Genomic DNA, 26,367 nt, shown 5'->3' on the forward strand with positions numbered 1-26,367 from the left:
AACTCAAAGGTGCCTAGCTATAATTGTAGCAAAGAGGAATCACCCTAGCAATAGGAAATGTGGATTTTGTGTAAATGTAACGATAATTTTTGGCTATATTTTCATTTCGGTTGAAAAAAGGGTAAACTATAGATAAAGGAGGGATAAGATGGATATCTCTAGTACGGAAATTTGGGATGCGATTAGAAGAAATAGTTTCTTACTGTATTATCAACCAAAAGTAGATGCCAAAACGAATGAGCTTATCGGATTTGAAGGTTTAATTCGACTAAAAACAGCGACGGCGATTCTAGCTCCAGCGGATTTCTTTGAAGATATTGCCCTTTTAAATGCTACGCGAGAAATGCAGGATTTTGTGGCTGAAACAGCAATTGAACAAATTAATCAGCTAGGGGGACGTTTTTCGATTTCGATTAATATTCCGGCACATTATGTTGTAAGTAGTAATTATATGACTTTTTTATATGATTATGTGAAAGAACATTTAAAGTATCCGGAGTGCTTAGAAATAGAAATTATCGAACGGGGCGAAATTACGGAGCTAGCTGTTGCAGATAAAAACTTACGTAAAATTAAAAAACTCGGCGTCACAGTGAGCATGGATGATTTTGGAAAAGGCTACAGCTCGCTGGCATATTTGCGCAGTTTACCAATTGATATTGTAAAAACGGATATGTCATTTATTGCTCTTTTAAAAACGGATCGAAAGCAACAAATTATTATTCAAGCAATTGTTAATTTATGTCATGATTTAGGTGGGAAAGTCGTTACAGAAGGCGTAGAAGACATCGAACAAGTGAAGACACTGCGCGAAATGAAAGTGGATTATTTCCAAGGCTATTATTTTAGTCGACCACTACCAATGAAAGAAATTAAAGAAAAATATTCGATTGTCTGAGATGCCTAAATGAAAAAATTGGTTGGTGTGAGAATGGTAATTTACCAAATTCACACCAACCAATTTTGTTTTTATTTGATTAAATTGTTTGAAGCATCTTTTACAACAACGTCATGCGCGCCGCCTTCTACGATAGAAGTAGAAGAAACAAGCGTGATTTTTGCTTTTTGTTGTAATTCAGGGATATTTAGCGCGCCGCAGTTACACATAGTAGAGCGGACTTTGCTAAGGCTGATAGCAACATTGTCTTTCAAGGAACCAGCGTAAGGAACATAAGAATCTACGCCTTCTTCAAAAGATAATTTCTTGTCGCCGCCAAGGTCATAACGTTGCCAGTTACGCGCGCGGTTAGCTCCTTCGCCCCAATATTCTTTCATATATGTGCCATTTAAATTCACTTTGTTAGTAGGACTTTCATCAAAACGAGAGAAATAACGACCAAGCATGATAAAGTCAGCGCCCATTGCTAGAGCTAGCGTCATATGGTAATCATAAACAATGCCGCCATCGGAACAAATCGGAATATATACACCTGTTTCTTCAAAATATTCATCGCGAGCTTTAGCAACATCAATTAGGGCGGTTGCTTGTCCGCGGCCGATACCTTTTTGTTCACGTGTGATACAGATGGAGCCACCACCAACGCCAACTTTAACGAAATCTGCGCCAGCTTCTGCAAGATAACGGAAGCCATCTCGGTCAACAACATTCCCTGCGCCGACTTTGACTGTATCGCCGTATTTACCGCGAACATAGTCAAGTGTGCGTTTTTGCCATTCGGAGTAACCTTCAGAGGAATCGATACACAAAATATCTGCGCCAGCTTCTACTAGAGCGGGAACACGTTCTTCATAGTCGCGTGTGTTAATTCCAGCTCCAACTACATAACGTTTGGAGGAATCAAGTAATTCTAATTTATTTTCTTTATTTGAGTCGTAGTCTTTGCGGAACACCATGTGAACCAAGTGTTCGTTATCGTCTACAAGTGGCAGGGCATTTAATTTGTGGTCCCAAATAATGTTGTTAGCTTCTTTTAAAGTGGTCGATTTTTTAGCAGTAACTAGTTTTTCAAAAGGCGTCATGAAATCTGCTACTTTTTCATCAGGACTCATACGCGTCACTCGGTAGTCGCGACTTGTCACGATTCCAAGTAATTTACCGTGCGCTGTGCCGTCTTCTGTAACTGCAACTGTAGAATGACCAGTTTTTTCTTTTAAATCAAGAATGTCTTGGAGGGTTTTATCTGGGCTGATATTAGAATCGCTAATGACGAAACCAGCCTTATGATTTTTCACGCGAGAAACCATTGCAGCTTCACTTTCGATTGATTGAGATCCGAAAACGAAGGATACGCCGCCTTCTTTAGCGAGAGCGATTCCCATGTTATCATCAGAAACAGCTTGCATAATTGCGGAAACAAGCGGAATGTTCATTGTGATAGCAGATTCTTCCCCTTTTTTAAATTTTACAATCGGTGTTTTTAAGCTAACGTTTGTTGGTACACATTCAGCGGACGAGTAGCCTGGAACTAGTAAAAACTCACTAAATGTGCGGGACGGTTCTTCAAAATAAAATGCCATTATTTCCACTCCTTCTTCTATTGTTAAATATACTTATAAAATATCTTTATTATTTCAATAACTGGCTTGAAAGTCAATGACTGGGATGCTTTTTCGGGACGTTTTCTTTTAGTAGATGAGTGGAATATACTAAGAGTAAGGAAACTTTGGCGAAGGAGGTAATCAGATGGAAGAAGAAACATTATTAGAACAAGGCTACCGTAAGTATCGCGGGGCAGATGTAGATATTTATTTTAATACGAATATTTGTGCACATTCCGGTAATTGTGTAAAAGGTAACGCAGAACTTTTTAATTTGGATAGAAAACCATGGATTATGCCAGATAACGTACCAAAAGAAGAGGCAAAACGGGTGATTCATACTTGCCCAAGTGGAGCACTTCAGTATATAGAGAAATAGGAGGATAACAAATGGAATATAAAAACGGTGAAAATAGAATTTATGCGGTAAATGATGAAGGTGTCGAGGTTGGTGAAGTGACTTTTGTGCCAACTGGGGAAGATATGTTTATTATTGACCACACAGGCGTTGATGATGCGGCTCGAGGTCAGGGGATAGCGCAAGAACTTGTAAAACGTGCGGTCGAAAAAGCGAAAACAGAAGGAAAGAAAATTGTTCCGCTTTGTCCGTTTGCGAAAGCAGAATTTGCTAAGAAGCCGGAATATCAAGAAGTACAAGCTGCAAAATAAGAAGCGTAGACTAGGTTTTATGCCTAGTCTATTTTTATGAAAAAAATTTAGAATTCCAGTTTTCTCTTCTTGACATCTGGTTCTTTTCAGTGTATCTTTAATTCACAGTAAACTTATAGGAATAATAGTATTACAATTTCTTATCCAGAGTGGTGGAGGGAATCGGCCCAGTGAAACCCGGCAGCGGAGCGCAAGTTCTATGCTAATTCCGATCAGAAGTAATATTCTGGCAGATAAGTAGTAGCTTTTAATGAGGCGCTTCGATTCTGACCAAAAAACAGAGGAAGCGTTATTTTTAGCGCTTAAAGAGGGGAGTTTTTGTTAGATGAAGAAATTTTTATTAGTAGCGGTTATCTCGGTTTTTGCCTTGGTGTTAACGGCTTGCGGAGGCTCTGGCGCTAGTTCAGACAAAGCAAACGGTTCAGGCAAAGCGAAAGACGGCGGCTCTCTAATTATCGGTGTTACTGGAGATCCAGAAGTTATCAATCCGAACTACGCTTCTGATCGTGTAACATTAACGATTCAACAAGCTGTATACGCACCGCTATTTTGGGAAGTTGACGGGAAACCGGCACTTGCAAAAAGCTTAGATATTTCAGACGACAACTTAACTTACACTGTGAAACTAAAAGATGGTTTAACTTGGCATGACGGCAAACCTTTGACTGCAGATGACGTAGTATTTACTGTAAATTCTATTTTAGATACAAAACAAAACAGCCCGAACCGCGGCAACTTTGTTTTTGATGATAAACCTGTAAAAGTAGAAGCAGTGGACGATACAACGGTGAAATTCACTTTACCAACTGTTGCTCCAGCCTTTGAAAATACAATTAAAACATTCTTCCCAATTCCAAAACACATTTTTGAAGGGGTAGAAAACATCGAGAAAAGTGATAAAAACAAAAATCCAATCGGCTCAGGTCCGTACAAGTTTGTTGAATACAAAACAGGCGAATATGTTTCCCTAGAACGATTCAACGACTATTTTGACGGCAAACCAAAATTGGATAAAGTTACTTTCCGAATCACAAAAGATCAAAACGCAGCTAATTTAGCCTTACAAAATGGCGAAATCAACTTAAAATCGATTCAACCTTCTGATAGAAAAAAAGTAGAAAAAGCGAGCGCGGTAAACATTATCACTTACCCGGAAAATCGCTTAAGCTATGCAACATTCAACGAAAACCAACCAGCACTTAAATCAAAAGAACTTCGCCAAGCCCTTTCGTATGCGCTTGACCGTGAAGAAATCATTGATGCGGCTTACGGTTCAGATGAATACGCAAAACCAGCTTCTTCGTTCCTAACAGAAAACACGAAATACTTCACGGATAAAGTAGAAACATACGATCAAGACATTGCCAAAGCGAAAAAATTAGTAAAAGAAAGTGGTTTTGATACAAGCCAAAAACTAACTGTTTACTATTTAAACAACAGTAAATCACAAGAAAGTATCGCGCTTTACTTACAACAACAATACAAAGAAATCGGCGTGACACTTGACTTGAAACCAACAGATCCAAATGCACTAAGCAACATCACACTTGACCGCAAAAACGCAGACTACTCTATCGCACTAAATGGTTATATCATGGGGAACGATCCTGATGCATATAAATCTCTATACCTAAGCGATGCGCCATACAACTATTCAAACTACCACAACAAAGACCTAGATGCGCTTTGGGAAAAAGGTGCTGTAACTGCGGACGATAAAGAACGTCAAGAAATCTATGAAAAAATCCAAAACACCATTGCTGACGATGCTGTAATTTATCCAATTTCTTATGATAATGCAGTGCTAGCTCTTGATAGCCGTTACGGTGGTCAAAAAGCTGCAACACCACAACCAGTAACAATGTTCCGTGATCTTTCTAAACTATATTTAACGGAATAATAATTAAAAATCATTCGTAAAAAATCTGGCCTGCCATGCTTGTTTTTGGCAGGTTCAGGTTTTTACTTGTCATTTTTAGTGTTTTAGATAGGAGATAAATTATGCTAAAAACAATCATAAAACGCGTATTGCAAATTATTCCGATGCTGTTTATTATCTCGATTATTTCGTTTGCACTTATAAAATTAGCGCCCGGGGATCCCGTGAATTCGTTTGTTACGCCTGATATGAATCCTGATGATGTGGAGCGGATTAGACAGAGCTTAGGGCTGGATCAACCGATTTATGTACAGTATTTTATTTGGCTTGGAAATTTGCTCCAAGGTAATCTTGGTTATTCGATTGTAAACAGCCAACCAGTTTTACAACAAATTTTAGAGAGAATTCCGGCGACACTTGGTTTGGTGGGAACTTCGCTCGTTCTGACGTTATTGTTGTCGATTCCACTTGGTTTGGTTGCGGCGAATTATGAAAATACGTGGATTGATAAAGTGCTAAACGGGATTTCTTATATTGGGATTTCGATTCCGATTTTTTGGTTTGGGATGATTTTAATAGATGTGTTCTCGATTCAATTAGGGTGGCTCCCAAGTCTAGGGATGCGAACGATTGGGGTCGACTCCTTCTGGGATATGGCGGAACATGCGATTTTGCCAGTTATAACGCTGACTTTCCAAGGGTGCGCGGCATATTATCGTTACGTCCGCTCGAATACGATTAACCAATTAAAAGAAGAATATGTTTTATTCGGTTATGCGAAAGGGTTATCCAAAGTACAAATTATGGGGCATCATGTCTTGAAAAATTCCTTGTTGCCAGTCATAACACTACTTGGGATGTCACTTCCGCAAGTCATTACAGGCGCTTTTATTACCGAAAGTATTTTCTCGTGGCCGGGAATGGGGTCGCTTGGAATTAATGCGATTTTCCAACTAGATTATCCAGTTATTATGGCAATTACACTTTTTTCAGCGCTATTATTAATTATTGGGAACTTGCTGGCCGATTTAGCTTATATGATTGTCGATCCACGGATTAGGGAAATGGGGTGAGGAATTCATGATGCGATTAGATTTTTCGAAAAAAACAATGCAAGATTTCGAGCGGGATGCGGAAGTTGTTCATGCTACCAGAGAGCGGAGTTTTTGGCGTTTTATGCTGGCTGACCGCCGCGCTGTTTTTGCGACGAGTGTGCTGATTCTTATTACAGTCGCTTGTATTTTCGCGTTCCTTTCGCCTTATGACCCCAATGCTCTTTCCGTTCAGGACAAACTGATGCCGCCAAATTCCTCGCATTGGTTTGGGACGGATGACCATGGTCGGGATTACTTGACGCGTGTCTTGTACGGCGGCCGGGTTTCACTACTTGTTGGCGTGTTTGCGATGATGATTGCCGTTGTCGTTGGAACACTCGCTGGTACCGTTAGTGGCTACTTTGGTGGATTCATTGACAATATGGTAATGCGTTTTCTTGATATTTTCATGTCGATTCCATCATTTTTCCTACTAATGATTTTAAATGCGTACTTAAAACCGGGAATTTCGAATATTATTATCATTATCGGATTGCTTTCTTGGATGGAAGTGGCGCGGATAGTCCGAGCAGAAACTCTGACGCTAAAAGAACGTGAATTCATTTTGTACTCCAAGTCTTCGGGTGGCGGATTTTTCCACATTATGTTCAAGCATATTATTCCAAACGCGATGCCATCCATCGTCGTTGCAGCTTCATTAAACGTCGCTACAGCCATTTTAACCGAGTCAGCACTAAGTTTCCTTGGCCTCGGTGTTCAACAGCCTAACGCTTCGTGGGGCAGCATGCTGAACAATGCGCAAGGCTACGTCGGCGAAGCAACTTACTTGGCACTTTTCCCTGGATTATTAATTTTAATGACGATTCTTTCATTTAACGTGCTTGGCGATGTGCTGAGAAAAGGGTTATCACGTAGATATTAAATGTAAAAACACTTTGATTTTTTCAGTCAAAGTGTTTTTTTGTTTTTTAAAGAAAAGGTACTTAAAATAGAAACGTAAAAAACGTGTTTAAAGTCTTTTTTAAGAGATCAATTCACAAAATTTTCACAAAAGTCGTTCGCGAACACTGTTATAATTAAAAGGATAGGAATTCCTTAACATAGACAGAGATGAGGCTGAGAAATGAGTGAAGTAAAAGTCAGAGAAGCAACATTAAAAAAACACGCGACGAAGCTAGAATCTAAAGCAAAAACAATTGAATATTTACCCATGAAAGGCGGGAATATGGCATATAGTCGAGCCAATTCTATCAATCATTTTCGAACCGCGCTGTTTGACTTAGTGGAGGCGGTGGGCGATTTTCAAAATGTGGTAGGAACGGATGCCAAAAGATTGAAAGAATTAGGCGCATCATTTACTCGCAAAGACCAAGAGCTTGAACGAGGCATGGGATTGGGAGGTAAATAAATGGATGCAAAGAGCCAACAAATGGAGACACAACTACAATTGCTGAAAAAAGAACAATCCGCGGCCGAAGATTTTTTGCAAGATTTACAACGACAACAAAATGAACAAGAGTGGTTAGCGGAAGATTTTGCACGTGTCCATCAAGAAGAACGGGAGTCGCTGGAGCTTCTGCGCGAAGTTTGGCAAGGCGCAGAATCAAGAAGTTTCGGCTACTATTTGGCGGATTTACAGGAAGAAGAAAAACAGAAGTGGCATAAAAAAATCCAAGCGAACCAAGAAGAACACCAACAAAAAATCACCGCTTGCAAAAAAAACATCTACCAATTAGAAAATCAACAACAAGATTTACAAAAGGAGTTGTTACAGTGAGCCGAATTGACATCGGAGAAATACAAACCTTTGCGCACCAACTACATACAGCTAATGAAGCCGGAAGAAAAAGCATTAAAGACATCAAAAAAGCCGTGAAAAACTATACCGAAGACGGCAGTTTAAAAGGAAAAGCGATCGATGCATCGAAAAATTATTACCAAATGACCTATTTCCCATTATGCGATGCGATAATCGAAGCCATGAACGAAAGTGAAGAACGGTTAGCTCAATATATAGCTGATTTCCACGCCCAAGTGGATGGTTCTGCGGATGCGAAAATTGATGCGGACGGTTTATACGAACTCGGGAAAATGATTGATCGTATTGAAGCGAAAAAAGAGGCACTAGCCCAGCGGATGAATACCGGAACAGAAGGGCAAATGCAAAGTTATCGCTCCCAGCTAAGCATCGCCTACAAACAGGAAAATATCTTAGAAAAATACTTGGCTTTTGAACAAAGTCATGGTGGTTTTTTTGATAATTTAACCGATTTAGTCCGAGGAATTCAGCAAACCATTCGCGAACTCCAGTCGAACATTCAATTTAACAGTAAAACGGGTACCTATGATATGAGCAAACTGAATTTCACCACCGTGACCCGGATGCAAAACGCCTTAGGAAAAGCGCTAAAAAACAACGAAAAAACATTCAATTTTGACGAATATCAAAAAACGTACCGTGGCCAAATGTGGGTGTTAATGAAAAATGGTATAGTAGACGTAGAAGCAACGAACGCGTACAATGCCGCTGTGCTTAACGGGGAATTACCACATGAAAGCAATGAAGCGCAGGAAGAAGCCGAGTTGCTGCGGGCAGTTATTCAATCGGTGAAAGAAGGAATAGACCCGGTTACTGGACAAGAGATAAGTAAAGCACAAGGATTTGGTATTATTAGTGGTCTTATTTTCCGCTATACTGCTGGAGGTTATAAAGGGAAGAAGATTAAGATTCCTAAGAATATATTAGATAAGATAAAGAAATCCCATAAGTCTAAATCAATCTTGACATCCGAAATGGAAGCCAAAATTTTAGAGGGACAACGTAAAGGGACTACAAATGGAATTAATGGTGGACATTCATCCGATATTAATAACAATAACCCAAATTTCGCAACGGAAACTGTAGAAGTAAATCAAGATGGCACTAAAGTAATAAAATTCACTAAACAATTTCCAGATGGAAATATTTCAAAAATAAAGACGAGTACGATTTTTCCGGAGGATTGGTCAGATAAAGATATTATTGATTCTATACTGAAAATTAGTAATTCTACTGCTATCGGACAACGAAAGATTGATGGGTTAACACTTCATAGAGGTAAGATTGATGGGGTGGAGATTGATGTAATTAAAAAAGGTAATGAAATAATTTCAGGATACCCTGTTGGAGGCAAGCCAACTCCAGGATTTGAGACAATAAAATAGATTTAGAAAGGAACGTGTAGAACTTGTTTGGAAAATTAGATACCTATTTACTTGATTTTATCAATGAAAATTCATCGGAAGACTTTTGGTATGATTATGCTTATTTACAGGCACAAGACCTTTTAAACAATTTTACTCAAAGCGACTGGGCGGAATTGCACCAAAATATTGATACTAAAAGTGATTTATGGAAAATAAGAGTAGCCTATTGTATTGATGAAGATACGGGGATGAATGGCTTTGAATTTCTTCTTAGTTTAATGAATGATAGTGATGATGTCGTTGAATATGCAATAGACTCACTAAGATCGTTTGATTCAGAAGAATATAAGAATATCATACATTCAAATCGCATGTTAAAAATAAAAACGCAAAAACTATTAGAAAATGCTAGCCTTCCAGTAAAAAGAGTTTTAGAAGATTTTTTACAACAAAACAAATAAAAATAGAAGGAAATCAATATTTGATTTCTAGTTCTGCCCATAAAGTCTTAATAATTGACGCAGTTAGCGAAGAAAATGGAGTGGATAAAGAGCTTACTCGATTAGAATGTTCGCTTGAAGACTTTACTTTTTTACTGAGGAATATAAAAGATGTTCTGAGATATGAAGAGAAGTAGATGGTGAACTGCCTTGTTATTCGTCACTATTTTGGGATGGACGCTGAGGAAATTGATATAACTTTATACAACAAAACCCAGCAATTTTTAAAATTGCTGGGTTTCTTCCAAACTGGCGAATTACTTCTCCACCCGAATAAACTTATAACTATAAGGCGAACCAAAAGCATGTTTCTGAACGCCCGTAATATCCGTACGTTGCAACACTGCTGTTTGATGTTGATAAAGTGGTAAAATCGCCGCGTCATCATCAAGCAGAACTTTCTCAGAAGCTACGAACGCATTCCAACGTTCTTCTGGTTTCGTCGCGAGCGTTGTGTCTGTTGATTTTACAAGTTTATCATAAGCGGGACTATTGTAGCTCATATGGTTATTAAAGTAATCGGATAAGAATAAACTGCTATATGTCCAAGGGTCCTTAAAATCAGGCATCCAAGCAGCCAGTGACAAGTCGTAATTACCGTCAGAAGTTAGCTGTGTCGCGCTCTTCGAAGGCATGTTTTTCACTTTAATCGTCACACCTGGTAAATTATCTTCAAACTGCGCTTTCAAATATGCGAAAATGGTTTTCGTTGTTTCTTGATCATCGCCGAGCAGTTCGATTGTTACTTTATCAGTTCCAAGTTCTTTTTGTGCTTGTTTCCAATATTTTAAAGCTTCTTCTTTGTTATAAACTAAATGGTCGCCGCTATCTGTGCGGAAATCAGCGCCCGTTGTTGGATTTTGAACGAAATCTTTTGGAAGAAGTCCGTTCGCTGGGAATGAGCCGTCACCGAGAATGCGGTCCGTTAGTTGTTTCTTATCAACAGCTAAATTAAGCGCGTGACGTAAGGAATTGTTCGCAAGCGGAGTCGCTTTACCGTCACGTTTTTGGTTCATGCGCAAGTAACTTATCAGCGCATCTTTTTCCGTTTGAAAATCTTTCTTGTCTTTGTATTGTTTGGCGAAATCGCCTGAAAGTGGCACGCGGTCAGCCTCGTTTGTATTATAAAGGTTCACACCAGCGTTAATATCTTTCGCGACTTGCACATTGATTTCGTTTACTTTGACATTATCTTTGTCCCAATATTGGTCGTTTTTCGCGTAAGTCCATTTATTCGTAATGTTGCCGCCCCAATCCTTCATGACAAAAGGACCGTTGTACAAAGTGTGCGCACTATCTGTTCCGTATTTGTCGCCTTGTTTTTTCACATAGCTTTCTTTTTGTGGGAAAAATGTTTCAAAAGAAAGAAGTGAAATGAAGTATGGAACTGGTTTTTTAAGTGTGATTTCAAGTGTTGTTGGGTCAGTTGCAACGACACCAAGGTCAGTTACAGGTAATTTGCCTTCATTGATTTCAGTGGCGTTTTTAATCGAATCTTTGAAAAGCGCGGAATATCCTGGTGCGGTTTTTGGATCAACGGCACGGCGCCACGCATAGACGAAATCATCGGCGGTTACTTGTGAACCATCGGACCATTTCGCGTTTTTCTTTAATTTAATGGTATATTTCGTTTGGTCAGCGCTGATTTCTGGCATTCCATCAGCAACCCCAGGAACAAAGTTATCTTTTTGATCAAGTGTGTATAATCCCTCGAAGACTTGGTTTTGTGCGGTGAAGCTAGCAAAGTCTTCTTCAGCTGTCGTATTTAAAGTCAGTAATTCACTGGTTTCAAGAAATTTAATTTTGTCCGGGGAAGTTTTTGTCGCAGATTTATCATTGTCATTTCCGCAAGCTGTAAGTAAAAGTACTGTCAAAATGGCAAAAATAGGCAATGTTTTCTTTAAAAAATGCATGGTTTTCTCCCCTTCTATCTGTGTATTTATCGTTATTATAAGTATTCCGATAAGATAAGTCAAGTTAATGGTTTCTTGAAAAAACTGCTTGACGCAAAAAAAATCCCATGATAAGATATTTTGTGCAAATAAGAATGATTACGTTTTACGATGCGTAATCAAAATTTACATAGTATGGCTTTAAGGTTTAAATCGTAATCATTACGAAAAAGGAGAGGTAATATGAAGAAATGGTCGTTTTTAGTTGTAACAGTCTTGGCGTTCGTTTTAGTTTTGGCAGGATGTGGCGCGAGTGCTGATAAAGCAAGTGGTGATAAGCTCAAGGTAGTGACAACATTTTATCCAATGTATGATTTTACCAAAAATGTAGCGGGAGATAATGCTTCGATTGATATGTTAATTGATGCCGGAACTGAACCGCATGATTACGAGCCGAGTGCCAAAGATATTGCCAAAATTGAGGCAGCTGATGTTTTTATTTATAACAGTGAAGACATGGAAACGTGGGTACCAAGCGTACTTAAAAGCCTAGATTCGAAAAAATTAACGATAATTGATGCTAGTAAAGGAATTAAACTATTAGAAGGTAGCGAAGAAGAAGAGCACGACCATGACCACGGCGAAGAAGGTCATCATCATGAACATGATCCGCACGTATGGTTAAGCCCTGTCCTTGCTGAAAAAGAAGTGAAAAACATCCAGAGCGGTTTAAGCAAAGCGGATAAAGCGAATGCAGATACATATAAAAAGAATGCAGAAAAATATACGGACAAATTAAAAACACTCGACAATAAATTTAAAACAGCTTTTGAAGGAGCGAAACAACGCGATTTCGTAACGCAACATGCTGCATTCCAATATTTAGCAAACGAATATGATTTGCATCAAGTAGCAATCGCGGGTCTTTCACCTGACCAAGAACCTAGCCCAGCGCGTTTAGCAGAATTACAAAAATATGTAAAAGAAAACAATATCAGCACAATTTATTTTGAAGAAGTAGCATCGCCAAAAGTAGCAGAAGCGCTTGCTAACGAAACAGGTGCAAAATTAGAAGTACTAAGCCCAATCGAAGGTATTACCGATAAAGAACAGAAAAAAGGCATGGATTACATCGCTTATATGGAACAAAACTTACAAGCCTTGCAAAAAACAATTAAATAAGGAAGCGATAAAAATGAAATATATTGATATAGCCAATATTGGTTTTAAATACGAATCTGAGCCAGTACTTGAAAATATTTCATTTCAAGTCAGCGCAGGAGAATTTATCATACTAACAGGAGAAAACGGAGCAGCTAAATCAACACTGCTCCGTATTATTTTGGGGATTTTACAACCTGATAAAGGTTCTGTCACTTTCTCCAAGAAGAATACAGACGGCGGACGACTTTTAGTAGGTTATGTACCACAACAAATAGCTTCCTTTAACGCTGGATTTCCTAGTACGGTCCTCGAATTAGTAAGGTCAGGTCGCTTTCCAAATGGTAAGTGGTTCAAACGGCTGACGGAAAAAGATCATGCCCATGTCGAAAAAGCATTAAAATCTGTTGAAATGTGGGATTATCGTCATAAACGTATCGGTGAGCTATCTGGAGGTCAAAAACAGCGGATTTGTTTGGCGCGAATGTTTGCAACTGATCCTGATATATTGATTTTAGATGAACCGCAAACCGCAATGGATAAACAAAGTAAAATTCGTTTTTATGATTTATTAAAACATGAAGCACAAGTGCACGGTAAGGCGATTTTGATGGTAACGCATGATAGTGAAGAGATGGAAGATTATGTTGATAAGCATATTCGCCTCGTTAGAAAGGAGGATGTGTCATGGAAATGTTTCTCTATGGATTTATGCAAAGAGCCTTCCAAGCTTCAATGATTATTGCTATTATTGCTCCTCTTTTAGGGGTTTTCTTAATTATACGAAGACAGTCACTTATGGCGGATACGCTTTCGCATGTGTCGCTTGCGGGAGTTGCTTTTGGGCTGGTTTTAAATGTGAATCCAAGTGTGACAACGCTTATTGTTGTAGTAATCGCAGCACTTGGGATAGAGTATTTACGCGGGGTTTATGCAACTTACTCGGAGTTGTCGATTGCAATCCTTATGGCCGGGGGACTTGCGGTGGCATTAGTATTGATGAGTTTGGATCAGGGCGGAATTACAACAAGTGTACAGCAATATTTATTTGGTTCCATCGTGACCATCAGCAAAGCTCAAGTACAGCTTTTAGTCATTCTAGGGATTGCTATTGTTGTATTGTTTCTGGTGTTTAAACGGTTTATGTTTGTACTTACTTTTAGTGAAGATGTTGCGGTTGCAGAAGGTGTTCCTGTACGCTTGATTTCTCTTTTGTTTAGCGTTGTTACGGGTATTGCAATTGCGGTTATTATGCCAATAGCTGGGGCGCTACTCGTATCTGCACTTATCATTCTTCCAGCAGCTATTGGTATGCGGATTTCAAAAGGGTTTCTCATGTGTGTAGTTAGCGCAATATTAATTGGTTTAATAGGAATGTTTTCGGGGCTAGTATCTTCTTATCAATTAGGAACCCCACCAGGTGCTACCATTACGCTGATGTTTATCATTCTTTTCATAATAGCAACCGTTGTATTAAAAATAGCGCGAAAGTAATTTCTATATATATGTTTCTCCATTTTGAAGCATTAGGTTTAGCTCTTTATTATGAATTATCCAGGAATTATCCTGTTTTTCGATTTGATTAGTCGTTTTCAAATATTGTAAATCTTTATAAAAACAGCTTTTTGAAAGGTTGCTATACGAAAGTAAATGACTTGTTTTAATTGCGGGAGGTAAGATAACTGTATCATCCTCAGTAGGAATACCATGAAGTAGAGCAAGATTGGAAAAAGTAAGCATAAGTTTTTCAGAAGCCGGACTACTCGCCATTAAACTTTTAAAGTAAATATGGGTAGTCTGGTTTTTCATGATGAAAAATTGAAAACCGAAATTCTCGGGGAACATAGATAGAAAGTATTCTATATCAAGTTTTGAGTATCTATATAAGAAACATTTCGAGAGTGTTTTATATCGAAAACGATTAATGCTATGGTCTAGTAACGTAAAATAATTTAAAAAAGCTCCTTCACCTTGAATGGAATAAATTTTGGGTTGTTCTTTCCCATCGTTTAAAAATAAAGCCACATAACCATCAATAATAAGGTAAACATAGTTGTCTAAATCTGCGCTGTTGTTTAGTAAAATGGCGTTTTTTGGAACTTCTATTTTTTCAAAGGGTATTCTTCCGTCATGAGATAGGTGAATGAATTCGTGGTAATTATACAATGACTTAGGCATAATGATTACTCCAATCTTTTTTTATGTCTTTACTTTTGTATAAATAATTGTATCAGAAACAAAAAACTCGATTGTATGGAGTAAAGTAGTATTTCACGAATAAATGTTTCTAAAATGTGAATTATTTAAATCATATAATGCTGATAAGCACAAAAAAATGTTATTTAATTGATAGTGTTGACTATTTTTGGACTTTTGGGAGAAAAAATTAAAATTGATGCGAACGTAGGTTCTGTGTTATAATTCTACTGGAAAATAGAGGAGGATTATTGATGAAAAACGTACAGATCTCAGTGAGGCGCTTAGTAGAATTTGTCTTAAAAAGCGGCAGTATTGATAGCCGAATGACTAGTTCAGATCGCGCTTTGGAAGGGACGAAAATTCATCAATTACTCCAAAAAGAAGCAGGAGAAGGATACGAAGCCGAGGTATCATTAAAGCTTGTACGAGTAATAGATGACATTTCTTTTACACTTGAAGGCCGAGCGGATGGCGTCATAAACGGAGAAATGATAGATGAGATTAAAACTACCGAGGTAGAAATGGATGAAATTACTGAAGACTTTCGCCCGCTGCACTGGGCCCAGCTCATTTGTTATGGATTCATGTTAGCGGAGAAGTCTGATTTAGCAGAAGTCACGCTTCAATTAACGTACTATCAAGTAGCCGATAAAGAAGTGAAACAATTCACTCGAGTCATGAGTCGTAAGGAAATGAGTACTTTTGTGGACGATTTGCTTTCAAAATATGCTATTTGGGCAAAAATGTCTGCAGCTTGGGAAATGAAGCGAAATAAATCTATTCAAGAATTAACTTTCCCATATGACAGCTATAGACGTGGTCAAAGAGAGCTAGCAATTGCCGTTTATCGGACAGCGATGGATGATGAAAAGCTATTTTGTGAAGCGCCTACTGGCATTGGAAAAACAATGTCGACGCTATTTCCCAGTGTAAAAGCAATGGGCGAGGGGAAGGCAGACAAGCTTTTTTATTTTACAGCAAAAACAATTACGAGACAGGTTGCCGAAGATGCTTTAGATGAAATGCGCCGCAAAGGACTAGCGGCAAGAAGTGTTACAATCACAGCAAAAGATAAAATATGCTTTTTAGATGAACGAAAATGTGACCCGGAGCACTGCCAATTTGCGCGTGGCTATTACGATCGCTTGAATGAAGCGTTGTTCGATATGCTGCAAACAGAAGAAACTATAACTCGGTCGGTCGTCGAAGCATTTGCCCGGAAATATACTTTATGTCCGTTTGAGTTATCGCTTGATGTGGCGCTTTTTTGTGATGTAATTGTGTGTGATTATAACTATTTATTTGACCCAGTCGTTTATTTGAAACGTTTTTTTGCGGATGGACCTGGCAGATATACTTTTTTAGTGGATGAAGTGCATAATTTGGTGGACAGAGCTCGTTCGATGTTCTCGGCGACATTAAGTAAATCAATCATCATGCAAGTAAAACGTGAATTAGACAAAAAAACCGATAAAAAACTACTAAATTCAGTAACGGCAATGAATAAAATAATGATTGCCCTAAATAAGCAACTAGCCGAAGAAAATAAAACGATCTATGTTAAAAAAGAAGCCTTGTCCGATTGGAATGAAGCTGTTTTAAAATTTAGTTATGTAGCAAAAGACTGGTTGCCAAAAAATACAGAGGCAAAAGCTCAAGCAGATGTACTGGAGCTTTATTTTGAAAGTTTAAGGTATTTAAAGATTGCTGAGTTATACGATAAGCGCTATGTCACTCAAATTACGCGGAATCGGTCCGATGTGCTGATAAAACAACTATGCTTAGATCCGGCGTTTTTACTATCAGAGAAATTGAAATTAGGTGCTAGTTCAGTACTTTTTTCGGCGACGCTTAGACCGATTGATTACTACACGAATTTACTTGGTGGAAATAATGATACAAGTCGTCTTACTTTTGCGTCTCCGTTTAAACAGAATAATATGCATTTAATGGTAGCGGATTATATTAGTACAAAGTATCAAAGGCGTGAAAATAGCTTGGAATCAGTGATTGATGCGCTTTATGCGATGCTTTCCGGGAAAAAAGGCAATTATTTGTTTTTCTTTCCATCATTCCAATATTTAGAAACGGCATTTGAATTGTTTAGCGAAAAATATCCCGAAGTGCGAGCGCAAAAACAACAATCTTTTATGAACGAAGCAGAGCGCGAGGAATTTCTAGCAGCTTTTGAAACGGGGCGTGAAGAAACGTTCGTCGGTTTTTGTGTCTTAGGAGGCGTTTTTTCTGAAGGCGTTGATCTTCGAGGGGAACGCTTAATTGGAACGGCAATCGTAGGCGTGGGACTTGCGCAAATGAACGTTGAATCTGATTTAATTAAAGATTATTATAATGAAACAATCGGGCGCGGATTTGATTATGCGTATCAGATTCCCGGTATGAACAAAGTCCTTCAAGCGGTAGGACGTGTTATTCGCGGCGAAAAAGATCAAGGCGTTGTCTTACTGATAGAAGAACGTTTTGCAACAGAACGGTATAAAGCTTTGTTTCCGGCTCATTGGAACCATGCCAGGACAGTGAAAAATACGCTGCAAATCGAGCGAGAAGTAAACGAATTTTGGCGGAACAACTGATTTTCTAGTAGAATGGATGTAATGAGTCGATTTAGGAGGAAATTATGTATAAAATTATTGCGATAGACATTGACGGGACGCTTTTAAACGATGCGCACGAAATTACCCCAGCTGTACGCGAGGCGATTAAAGCTGCAAAACAAAAAGGGGTCAAAGTAGTGCTTTGTACAGGGCGCCCACTTGCTGGAATTAAAAAAAGCTTGATAGAACTAGATCTTTTAGACATTGGTGATTATGCGATTACCTTTAATGGAGCAGTTATCCTAGAAACAGCGACGGAAGAACCATTAGCAGATATTACTTTAAATAAATCAGAATTAGAGGAAATTTATGCATTTTGTCATGCGCAAGATGTTAATGTAACGTATTTTGACGGAAAAAACATGTATGTACCAAGTCGAAAAATCACCGAAATTACATGCCAGGATGCTTTGTTGCTTCAAACGCCACTCTATCATTTGCCTGTAGAAGAAGCACCTGAGTCAATTCATGTCTCCAAAGTGATGTTATTAGATACGCCAGAAAAAATCACGGATGTTATTAAAAACTTACCAGAGACAATTAAAGAGAACTTTTATGTAGTTCGAAGTGTTCCTTACAACCTAGAATTCTTGCAAAAAGGCGTCAATAAAGGTTCTGCACTGGAACTTCTCGTGAACAAACTTGGCATTTCTCAAGGGGAAGTAATGAGTATTGGCGATCAAGAAAACGATATTACGATGATAGAATATGCGGGAATGGGTGTAGCAATGGGAAATGCAACAGAGCATATTAAAGAAATCGCCAATTATACCACAACAACAAATAATGAAGACGGGGTAGCAAACGCAATTCAAATGCTCGTTCTCGACCGTTAAAAGAAAAACATTCCATGTGAGTTTTTCTTTAGAGGTATAAATATTGACAGCGCTTTATTTAATGAGCGAAAATAGAAGATACAAAACTAACACAATGTGGAAGTTTTTTTGGTAAGGTTGGCAGAAAATCATTTATTCATGGAAGTTTTTCTCTCGAGGCTATCTTGCCAAAAAAACGTTCCTTTGTTATTGTTTTAGGAATAGTTTGACATTTAAATAAAAAGGAGTGAATGTGCTTGAAAATCACAAAAATTAAAACACACATTTTACCGATTCAGCTAAGTGCTACTTTTAAGACGGCGCTTAGGGAAGTTAGTCATGTGAACGTGGTACGAGTTTATATTCATTTTGATAACGGGATTATAGGTATTGGAGAAGCTGCTCCAACGCATGTAATAACAGGGGATACGGAAGTCAGCATTTTGAGTGCAATAAATGATATTTTCGGTCCTTTTTTAATTAATCGCGAACTAGACGAAGAACTTACAATTTTAGATGAAATGAAATCTTTATTAGTACATAATTCAAGTCCAAAAGCCGCCATTGATATTGCTTTACATGATGCGCTGGCAAAAGCTCATTCAAAGCCATTATATGAATTCCTCGGCGGTGGCTTAGCGGGGCTTGAAACAGATTATACCATTAGCATTGGGACGCCAGAAAAAATGGTTCGAGATGCAGAAACCAAAGTAGCAGAAGGATTTCAGTCCCTTAAAGTTAAATTAGGTCTTGATCCAGTTGAAATAGAAGTAGCAAAAATCAGGCAAATGAATGATGCGTTAGGCGGGAAGATTCCTTTTAGAATTGATGCAAACCAAGGATGGACTGCGGATGAAGCCATTCAAATCCTAAATGAGTGGCAAGATATTCCAATTGACTTCATCGAACAACCAGTAAAAAGTTGGGATTTTACCGGTATGGCAAAAGTGACTGCGAACACTAGTTTTCCAATCATGGCTGATGAAAGTTTATTTGGCTTTCACGATGCTAAACGACTTTTAGACGAAAAATGCTGTAATTTGCTTAATATTAAATTGATGAAAAGTGCAGGAATCAAAGAAGCGCAAGCGATACATGATTTAGCGGGCAGTTATAATGTGGACTGTATGATTGGTACGATGATTGAAGGATATGCAAGTTTATCAGCCGCAGCTCATTTCGCGGCAGCTTCCAAACAAGTGAAGTTTTATGATTTAGATGTGCCGTTTATGTGGGATTTACATGGTAAAAACATCGCTGATATTGGTCTTGAAATTGGCCGTGGACAAGTGCTTTTAACAGAAGAAGATGGGATTGGCATTCCAGCTTATTAAAGAAAGTAGGGATAATATGAACAAATTAGTTAGTCAAAGTAATGCATTTCTTTGGAGGAAAAATGAAATGAACCCGGTTTTAGCCAATATTTTAGAGGCTAGAAAAGAAACTGACTTGGTTCAAATTAACCAAGAAGATGCGATGAAATTATATGAGGATAGCCTTGTTGACTCAGATTTGCTTTATAACGACTTTGTAATTGTCGACGAAATCGAGGGCGACTGGGCAAAAGTAGTCGTTCCTTCCCAACAAAGTTTTCAAGATGAGCGCGGTTATCCTGGTTGGATGCTTCTTTCTGACTTAGAAGATACAGATAAAACTAGCGATACTGGTGAAAAAATCGCAGTTGTCGTGCCAAAAGCAGAAATTACATACGAAAATGGGGAAACACGCACTGTTTCATTTGGCACACTTTTCACCAAAATCGCTGAAACTGACGATAGCTACACGATTGAAACACCTCATGGACTAGCGAGCATTTTACGAACTCAAGTAGATTTACAACATAAACAAGGCGACAACATTGGCATCACTGTGGTGCAAATGGCGATGCAATTCCTTGACTTACCATACGTTTGGGCGGGAATTAGCAGTGCCGGTTTTGACTGTTCAGGATTTGCGTTTACTCTTTACCGAACATGTGGAAAATATATCGGTCGCGATGCCACAGAGCAATCTTTCACAGGGAAAAAAATTGATTACGCAAACGCTGAACCAGGAGATTTGCTGTTTTTTGCTTATGAGGAAGGCAAAGGGGAAGTCCATCACGTGGGAGTTTACATCGGAAATGACGAGATGATTCATTCGCAAACACCAGGATCCAAAGTAATTTTAACTAAAATCGCAGGCAGTAAGTACGAACCAGAACTTTGTGTGACCTCAAGACATCGATAAAGGGGGTGGATGAAACTGACTAATTATCAAAAAATTAATCAAGATTTCAACATAATTGATTCAAAAGCGCTTTTTATATCAGATGGGGAAAAGGTACTTTTTGCAGAAAATGAAAACCAGCTTTTTACTGCTGCAAGTGTCATCAAACTACCGATTTATTTATATTTTTTCGAAAAAATTGCCAAAAAAGAGTTAGACTTACAAACGGATTTCCAAATTCCAAGCGAAAAAGTAGTAGCTGGAGCAGGAATCATCCAAATTCTTCCGCAAAAAAGAATTTGGACACTGGAAGAATTATTGCATTTAATGATAGCTGTTTCGGACAATACAGCTACCAACCAATTAATCGAGCTAGCAACTATCACCAAACTACAATCATGGTTACGTGAAAACAACTGGGAAGATGGAATTCAGCTGGAACGGCAAATGATGGATTTCAAGACCGTAAAGCAAAATAAAATCAGCGCTAAGGCAGCCGTGACCATTTTCCAAAAAATAATGATGCTTAGTGAAGCTTATCCAGACTTAAAAGAAACTATCCGGCGTCCGCTACTAAATCAGCAATTTCGATCCAACCTAGCGGGCACGTTGGAAGAAGCCGGAATTTCGGGGCTTCAAATGTTAAATAAAACGGGCGAACTAAAAAATATACAGCATGATGTGGCTGTTTTTGAGTATAAAGGAAAGACCAGATTTGCAGCCGCACTGACGAATAACACGGGCTTAGAAGCGAACGCGACAGCTTGGATGCAGACAGTCGGCAAACAATTATTTTCTGAGATGACATAAACCAAAATAGGGGGAACTAAAATGAAAAAAAGATTAGCGTTAGTTTGTATTATGATTCTATCTATCTCAACCTTTTTAATGGCATGCGGGGGAAATAAAGACGAAGCGAGCAAATCACAAGGCAAAAAGACACTGAAAATCATGGAAAACGCTGAAGTTTCTTCCATGGACTCAACTTTATCGCAAGACGTTCCAAGTTTCACTGAACAAGGACAAGTTTTTGAAGGTCTTTATACTTTAAACGACAAAGACCAAGCAGTTCCGGCAATTGCAAAAGATATGCCGAAGTTAAGTGAGGACCAAAAAACATATACAATCAAACTGCGCGACGATGCCAAATGGTCAAACGGCACGAAAGTCACTGCAAATGATTTCATTTTCGCTTGGAAAAAACTAGCAAACCCAGACACCGCCGCCCAGTATTCTTTCCTGCTTGATGGCACAGTTAAAAACGGAACCGATGTTGTAAATGGTAAGAAAAGCGTGGACGAACTAGGATTTAAAGCCCTTGATGACTATACAATTGAAATTCAATTAGAACAACCAGTACCTTATTTTACTTCGCTCCTAGCATTCAACTCCTTTTACCCTCAAAATGAAGATTACGTAAAAGAGCAGGGTGATAAATACGCGCAGAGCAGTGAAAACATGATTTACAACGGTCCTTTTGTTATGAAAGGCTGGACAAACACAGAAAAAGCTTGGACTTTGGAAAAAAATCCCGAGTACTGGGATAAAAAGAACGTGAAATCCGACAAAATCGAAGTGAGCGTAGTAAAAGCTCCGAACACAGCAGTAAATCTATACGACACTGGAAAACTTGATGTAGCAACACTTTCTGGCGACTACGCTTCACAAAAAAGCAACGACAAAGACTACCATTCTGAGCTAGATGCCTACGTGACTCACCTAAAACTAAATCAAGAACTGGATGGGAAGAAAACACCTTTAGCTAACGAAAACTTAAGAAAAGCACTTTCCCTTGCAGTAGATAAAGAATCACTTACGAAGAAAATCTTGGCAGATGGCTCAAAAGCAATTTATGGCTATGTTCCAGAAAAATTTGTCACGAATCCAGAAACTGGCGAAGATTTCCGGAAAGAAAGTGGCGACTACATGAAGCAAGACAAAGCTGAGGCGAAAAGCTATTTTGATAAAGCAAAACAAGAACTCGGTGGCGGTGAAGTGACTGTAGAACTGCTTAACTCTGATTTAGAATCAAGCAAAAAAGTCGGCGAGTACCTACAAAGTCAACTAGAATCCGCATTACCAGGATTAAAAGTAAACTTGAAAACCGTCCCTAAAAAGAACTTATTGCAATTAACACGTGAGCAAAAATACGAAATCGTTTTATCAAACTGGGGTCCCGATTTCCAAGATCCACTTACATTCCTAGGAAACTACACAACGGGAAACACATATAATGCGAGCGGATATTCAAGCGCCGATTACGATAAAATGATAAACGCAACTTCAACAACACTCACAACTAAACCAGAAGAACGCTGGGAAACCTTTATTGATGCCGAAAAATTACTAATAGAAACCGATGCAGCCATGATTCCACTCTATCAAACCGCAGTATGTAATTTGAAAAAAGATACTGTAAAAGGAATCGTTCACCATAATTTTGGAACAAGCTTTTCCTATAAAGGTGCTTACGTAGAATAAAAGGAGAGAGCAAAATGAAACTTTGGATTTCCGTAGATATGGAAGGGATAAATGGACTTCCTGATGATACTTTTGTTGATTCTAGTATGCGAAATTATACTAGAGGACAAAAAATAATGACAGAAGAAACTAACTGGGTAGTAGAAGAAGCTTTAAAAGCAGGATATGATGATGTTATCGTGAATGATAGTCATTCAAAAATGAATAATATATTGATAGAAGATTTACACGAAGAAGCAAGACTCATCACTGGTGACGTAAAACCTTTTTCGATGGTGCAAGGGTTAGATTCAAGCGCGGATGCGGCTGTTTTTATCGGTTATCATTCGCGCGCTGGTCAACCAGGCGTAATGAGCCACTCGATGACCTCAGGCGTTCGTAATTTTTATATTAATGACGTGGTAATTGGCGAATTTGGCTTAAATGCATATGTTGCAGGAGCATACCGAGTCCCGGTTATTCTCGTTTCTGGCGATGATTATATTGCCCGCGAGGCGAAAGAACTCATACCTGGAATTGAGACAGCTGTTGTAAAAGAAGCGGTATCCCGTTCGTCCGCAGTAGCTTTCTCGAAGTCAAAAGCAGAGAAAATCATCCGCGAAAAAGTGGCGCTTGCTTTAAAACATAAACAAGCCGCTGTACTTGTACCGCCAGAAAAAACAGTATTAAAAATAGAGTTCTGTAATTACGGTCAAGCGGAGTGGGCAGCGCTTGTACCAAGAACTAAAATCATTGATGAAACTACCGTTGTGTTCGAAGCGGAAGATATATTAGAAGCGTACCAAGCGATGGTTGCAATGACGGAGCTTGCTATGAAGTGCGCCTTTTCATAAAACAAAGCCGAAACTTTCTATAGAGGAGTTTCGGCTTTGTTGTTTAATTAATTACAATCTTACAAATCGCCTCCTCAAACTGTCACTAAATCTCCATAAAGTTGTTAATTATAGTGCGATACTTCCGGGAAGTGAGGTAGATTGGAGTTACTCTATTGTCATATGATATTTGATAATAACAAAACTTCAATTGTAAAGGATGAATTTGTAATGAGTAAAAACGGAAATCTTTTAAAAAGAGTAGGGTTAGCGTTTCTAAGTGTTTTAATCATAGCTAGCACGGTTTTCCAAACGACCATTGTAAAAGCAGCAACGAGTTACGGATCTGAGTTTTTAAATACAGTAGAACTTTTAGATAAAGATGGTACGCCAAAAACGGATTTCGGCTATTACGATAATATGAATGTGCACTACACTTGGTCGATTCCTAACTCAACCAATGTAAAAGCAGGCGACTCAATGGATTTCGCATTACCAAGCCAGTTAGCACTTGCGACAGATCTTGCTTTTAATGTGAAAGACAGTAAAGGCCAGACAGTCGGAACCGCCACTGTAAAACGAGCAACTAACCAAGTAACAGTCGTATTTAGTGATTATGTCGAAAAACATTCAGATATTAAAGGTGAACTTGATTTTTGGACTACATTTAATCAAAAAGTAATTACTGGGAACGAAAAAATTAATTTAGAATTTCCAATTGAAAATAGCACAATTAATGTAGACGTCAATGTTGGTGAAAAAACACCTGTTAGTCCAACAGAAACGATTTTCAAATATGGTTGGGTTGATGCTAACAATCCGAGTTTAATTCATTGGGTTGTCCGCGTGAACTATGCTCAAAAAAATATTCCTAATGCCGTTTTTACTGATATTATCGGTGCAAAGCAGACGTTGAATTTTGACTCTATCAAAGCTTTTCACGGAACCTATTCAACTGATCGCGTATTCACAGCAGGCACGCCGATTTCAAATACCAATTTTTCTAAGACAAGTGATGGTTTTAGCGTAACATTGGGAAATTTAACGGACTCGGTACAAATTTCATATACAACAACTGCGACAGATGGCGGGAAGTCTACTCAATATGACAACACTGCTAAGTTAGCGGGCGAGGATTTTGTAACGAAACAAACATCTACTTGGACCCCAGCATCCGGTGGTGGAGGTGGAGCGGACGGCACAACAGGTTCAGTTACACTAACAAAACAAGATGCGAAAACGAAAGCAACTCTTGAAGGAGCAGAATTTAAATTAGTCGATGCAAATGGTACTATTTTACAAGAAAATATCACAACAGATGCAAGCGGCCAATTAAACGTTTCTAACCTCAAATTCGCTACCTACCAATTAATCGAAACAAAAGCCCCGACAGGCTATAAACTGGATAGCACACCAGTAGAATTTACAATTGGCGAAAATAATAAAGAAATTACGGTAACAAAAGAAAATACCCTTAACACTGGCGCAGTAGAACTTACAAAAGTCGATTCCGCGACAAAAGCCCTACTTGCAGGAGCCACATTCGAATTGCAAGATAAAGACGGCAGCGTTCTTCAAACAGACTTAAAAACAGATGAAAATGGTATTTTAAAGGTAACTGACCTAGTGCCTGGCAATTACCAATTAGTCGAAACAAGTGCCCCTACCGGCTATAAATTAGATAGCAGTCCCGTTCCATTTGAAATTATTGCAGATGAAACAGATCAAATAGTAAAAGTAACAAAAGAAAACATCTTGGAAGTCGGCGCAGTAGAACTTACTAAAGTAGATGCCGCAACAAAAGCCCTACTTGCAGGAGCCACATTCGAATTACAAGATAAAGACGGAAAGACTTTGCAAACAGGCTTAACAACAGATGAGAACGGCGTGTTAAAAGTCACTGATTTAGTCCCAGGCACGTACCAGTTTGTAGAAACTAATGCGCCAATTGGTTATGAACTTGATGCTAGTCCCGTCGTTTTCGAAATTCTCTATGGAGAAAATGATCAAGTAGTTAAAGTAACTAAAGAAAATAAAGCGGAAACCACACCGCCTCCAACACCGCTTATACCGACGCCACCAGTGCCGATTGAACCAAAAGTTCCAATTGTCCCTGAAAAGCCAGTGCAATCAGAAAAAAGTGAAGAAAGTCCAAAATTATACAAAATATCCGCAGCTAAAAAGTTACCAAAAACAGGCGATACACAAAACTGGGCGGGATTGGGAATGATTCTTCTAGCCCTGTCAATAAGCGGTTTTCTTATAAAACGAAAATAAAAAAGAAGGCCTAGATAATTTGTCTAGGTCTTCTTTTTAGGTCAATAATTATTACTAAAGTTCACAAAACGTTCACAAATAGGTGGAATTTTTCCGAAAAAACGTCAATCGAGATAAATTTT

General features: G+C 38.6%; 24 protein-coding genes, 1 pseudogene and 1 riboswitch. Of the genes and pseudogenes, 22 read left to right on the forward strand and 3 right to left on the reverse strand.

What is annotated here, in order from left to right; all coding sequences use genetic code 11:
* The first annotated feature begins 148 nt into the window (after positions 1–148).
* Entirely contained in the window at positions 149–898 is a 750-nt protein-coding gene (locus tag PQQ29_RS01180; protein ID WP_010990256.1) for an EAL domain-containing protein, read from the forward strand.
* A 71-nt stretch (positions 899–969) separates the two neighbouring features.
* On the opposite strand, the gene PQQ29_RS01185 is transcribed toward PQQ29_RS01180, so the two are convergent.
* A complete protein-coding gene (locus tag PQQ29_RS01185; protein WP_010990257.1) occupies positions 970–2,478 on the reverse strand; it encodes an IMP dehydrogenase in 1,509 nt (502 codons plus the stop codon).
* Between the two features lie 166 nt (positions 2,479–2,644).
* Here PQQ29_RS01185 and PQQ29_RS01190 point away from each other — a divergent pair, with 166 nt between their 5' ends.
* The 10 genes and pseudogenes from PQQ29_RS01190 to PQQ29_RS01235 all read left to right on the forward strand — a co-directional run.
* On the forward strand, positions 2,645–2,878 hold the full coding sequence (locus PQQ29_RS01190) for a (4Fe-4S)-binding protein (RefSeq protein ID WP_003772567.1): 234 nt from the start codon (positions 2,645–2,647) through the stop codon (positions 2,876–2,878).
* Between the two features lie 11 nt (positions 2,879–2,889).
* Complete coding sequence (locus PQQ29_RS01195; protein WP_003724964.1) at positions 2,890–3,168, forward strand: GNAT family N-acetyltransferase; 279 nt, start codon at positions 2,890–2,892, stop codon at positions 3,166–3,168.
* Between the two features lie 137 nt (positions 3,169–3,305).
* A riboswitch (SAM riboswitch) is annotated at positions 3,306–3,408 on the forward strand.
* 85 nt (positions 3,409–3,493) lie between these two features.
* Positions 3,494–5,068, forward strand: coding sequence for an ABC transporter substrate-binding protein (locus PQQ29_RS01200; protein ID WP_010990258.1), 1,575 nt, complete (start codon positions 3,494–3,496; stop codon positions 5,066–5,068).
* Between the two features lie 101 nt (positions 5,069–5,169).
* On the forward strand, positions 5,170–6,120 hold the full coding sequence (locus PQQ29_RS01205; RefSeq protein ID WP_003724034.1) for an ABC transporter permease: 951 nt from the start codon (positions 5,170–5,172) through the stop codon (positions 6,118–6,120).
* Between the two features lie 10 nt (positions 6,121–6,130).
* Positions 6,131–7,024, forward strand: coding sequence for an ABC transporter permease (locus tag PQQ29_RS01210; protein WP_003724035.1), 894 nt, complete (start codon positions 6,131–6,133; stop codon positions 7,022–7,024).
* Between the two features lie 201 nt (positions 7,025–7,225).
* On the forward strand, positions 7,226–7,510 hold the full coding sequence (locus PQQ29_RS01215) for a DUF3130 domain-containing protein (RefSeq protein WP_010990259.1): 285 nt from the start codon (positions 7,226–7,228) through the stop codon (positions 7,508–7,510).
* Complete coding sequence (locus PQQ29_RS01220) at positions 7,511–7,879, forward strand: hypothetical protein (protein WP_010990260.1); 369 nt, start codon at positions 7,511–7,513, stop codon at positions 7,877–7,879.
* Positions 7,876–9,306 (forward strand): T7SS effector LXG polymorphic toxin, encoded by a 1,431-nt coding sequence (locus PQQ29_RS01225; protein WP_010990261.1) that lies wholly within the window; start codon positions 7,876–7,878, stop codon positions 9,304–9,306. Before PQQ29_RS01220 ends, PQQ29_RS01225 begins: the two co-directional genes overlap by 4 nt.
* Before the next feature lie 23 nt (positions 9,307–9,329).
* Positions 9,330–9,749 carry a hypothetical protein gene (locus PQQ29_RS01230; protein WP_010990262.1) on the forward strand — a complete coding sequence of 140 codons (420 nt, stop codon included), beginning with the start codon at positions 9,330–9,332 and terminating at the stop codon, positions 9,747–9,749.
* A gap of 2 nt (positions 9,750–9,751) precedes the next feature.
* Positions 9,752–9,925: pseudogene (locus tag PQQ29_RS01235) on the forward strand (hypothetical protein); the annotation flags it as partial.
* A 120-nt stretch (positions 9,926–10,045) separates the two neighbouring features.
* Here PQQ29_RS01235 and PQQ29_RS01240 read toward each other — a convergent pair.
* On the reverse strand, positions 10,046–11,701 hold the full coding sequence (locus tag PQQ29_RS01240) for a peptide ABC transporter substrate-binding protein (RefSeq protein ID WP_010990264.1): 1,656 nt from the start codon (positions 11,699–11,701) through the stop codon (positions 10,046–10,048).
* A gap of 222 nt (positions 11,702–11,923) precedes the next feature.
* Between PQQ29_RS01240 and PQQ29_RS01245 the strand changes: the two genes are divergently transcribed.
* The 3 genes from PQQ29_RS01245 to PQQ29_RS01255 are packed head-to-tail and all read left to right on the forward strand — an operon-like array spanning position 11,924 to position 14,335.
* Complete coding sequence (locus PQQ29_RS01245; RefSeq protein ID WP_010990265.1) at positions 11,924–12,862, forward strand: metal ABC transporter substrate-binding protein; 939 nt, start codon at positions 11,924–11,926, stop codon at positions 12,860–12,862.
* Positions 12,863–12,875: 13 nt separating this feature from the next.
* The gene (locus PQQ29_RS01250) at positions 12,876–13,580 is read left to right on the forward strand and encodes a metal ABC transporter ATP-binding protein (protein ID WP_003759876.1); all 705 of its coding nucleotides are present in this window, start codon (positions 12,876–12,878) and stop codon (positions 13,578–13,580) included.
* Positions 13,529–14,335, forward strand: a complete 807-nt coding sequence (locus PQQ29_RS01255; protein ID WP_010990266.1) for a metal ABC transporter permease — start codon at positions 13,529–13,531, stop codon at positions 14,333–14,335. Before PQQ29_RS01250 ends, PQQ29_RS01255 begins: the two co-directional genes overlap by 52 nt.
* Before the next feature lie 3 nt (positions 14,336–14,338).
* Here PQQ29_RS01255 and PQQ29_RS01260 read toward each other — a convergent pair whose 3' ends face one another.
* The gene (locus tag PQQ29_RS01260) at positions 14,339–15,019 is read right to left on the reverse strand and encodes a Crp/Fnr family transcriptional regulator (RefSeq protein ID WP_187983795.1); all 681 of its coding nucleotides are present in this window, start codon (positions 15,017–15,019) and stop codon (positions 14,339–14,341) included.
* Between the two features lie 272 nt (positions 15,020–15,291).
* Here PQQ29_RS01260 and PQQ29_RS01265 point away from each other — a divergent pair, with 272 nt between their 5' ends.
* From PQQ29_RS01265 to PQQ29_RS01300, 8 genes are all read left to right on the forward strand, one after another.
* The gene (locus tag PQQ29_RS01265; protein ID WP_187983794.1) at positions 15,292–17,631 is read left to right on the forward strand and encodes an ATP-dependent DNA helicase; all 2,340 of its coding nucleotides are present in this window, start codon (positions 15,292–15,294) and stop codon (positions 17,629–17,631) included.
* Between the two features lie 44 nt (positions 17,632–17,675).
* Positions 17,676–18,488: a sugar-phosphatase gene (gene yidA, locus PQQ29_RS01270; RefSeq protein WP_003772536.1), complete on the forward strand. Its 813-nt coding sequence runs from the start codon at positions 17,676–17,678 to the stop codon at positions 18,486–18,488.
* Positions 18,489–18,718: 230 nt separating this feature from the next.
* On the forward strand, positions 18,719–19,801 hold the full coding sequence (locus tag PQQ29_RS01275; protein WP_003772535.1) for a dipeptide epimerase: 1,083 nt from the start codon (positions 18,719–18,721) through the stop codon (positions 19,799–19,801).
* A 16-nt stretch (positions 19,802–19,817) separates the two neighbouring features.
* Positions 19,818–20,696: a C40 family peptidase gene (locus tag PQQ29_RS01280; protein WP_185325166.1), complete on the forward strand. Its 879-nt coding sequence runs from the start codon at positions 19,818–19,820 to the stop codon at positions 20,694–20,696.
* A 9-nt stretch (positions 20,697–20,705) separates the two neighbouring features.
* Positions 20,706–21,485, forward strand: a complete 780-nt coding sequence (locus PQQ29_RS01285) for a serine hydrolase (RefSeq protein ID WP_045552679.1) — start codon at positions 20,706–20,708, stop codon at positions 21,483–21,485.
* 21 nt (positions 21,486–21,506) lie between these two features.
* Complete coding sequence (locus PQQ29_RS01290; RefSeq protein WP_003759898.1) at positions 21,507–23,156, forward strand: peptide ABC transporter substrate-binding protein; 1,650 nt, start codon at positions 21,507–21,509, stop codon at positions 23,154–23,156.
* A gap of 14 nt (positions 23,157–23,170) precedes the next feature.
* Positions 23,171–23,989, forward strand: coding sequence for a M55 family metallopeptidase (locus PQQ29_RS01295; RefSeq protein WP_187983793.1), 819 nt, complete (start codon positions 23,171–23,173; stop codon positions 23,987–23,989).
* A gap of 210 nt (positions 23,990–24,199) precedes the next feature.
* Entirely contained in the window at positions 24,200–26,245 is a 2,046-nt protein-coding gene (locus PQQ29_RS01300; RefSeq protein ID WP_187983792.1) for a SpaA isopeptide-forming pilin-related protein, read from the forward strand.
* The last annotated feature ends 122 nt before the right edge of the window (positions 26,246–26,367 follow it).

The sequence above is a fragment of the Listeria innocua genome (genome assembly GCF_028596125.1).
Classification (GTDB): Bacteria; Bacillota; Bacilli; order Lactobacillales; family Listeriaceae; genus Listeria; species Listeria innocua.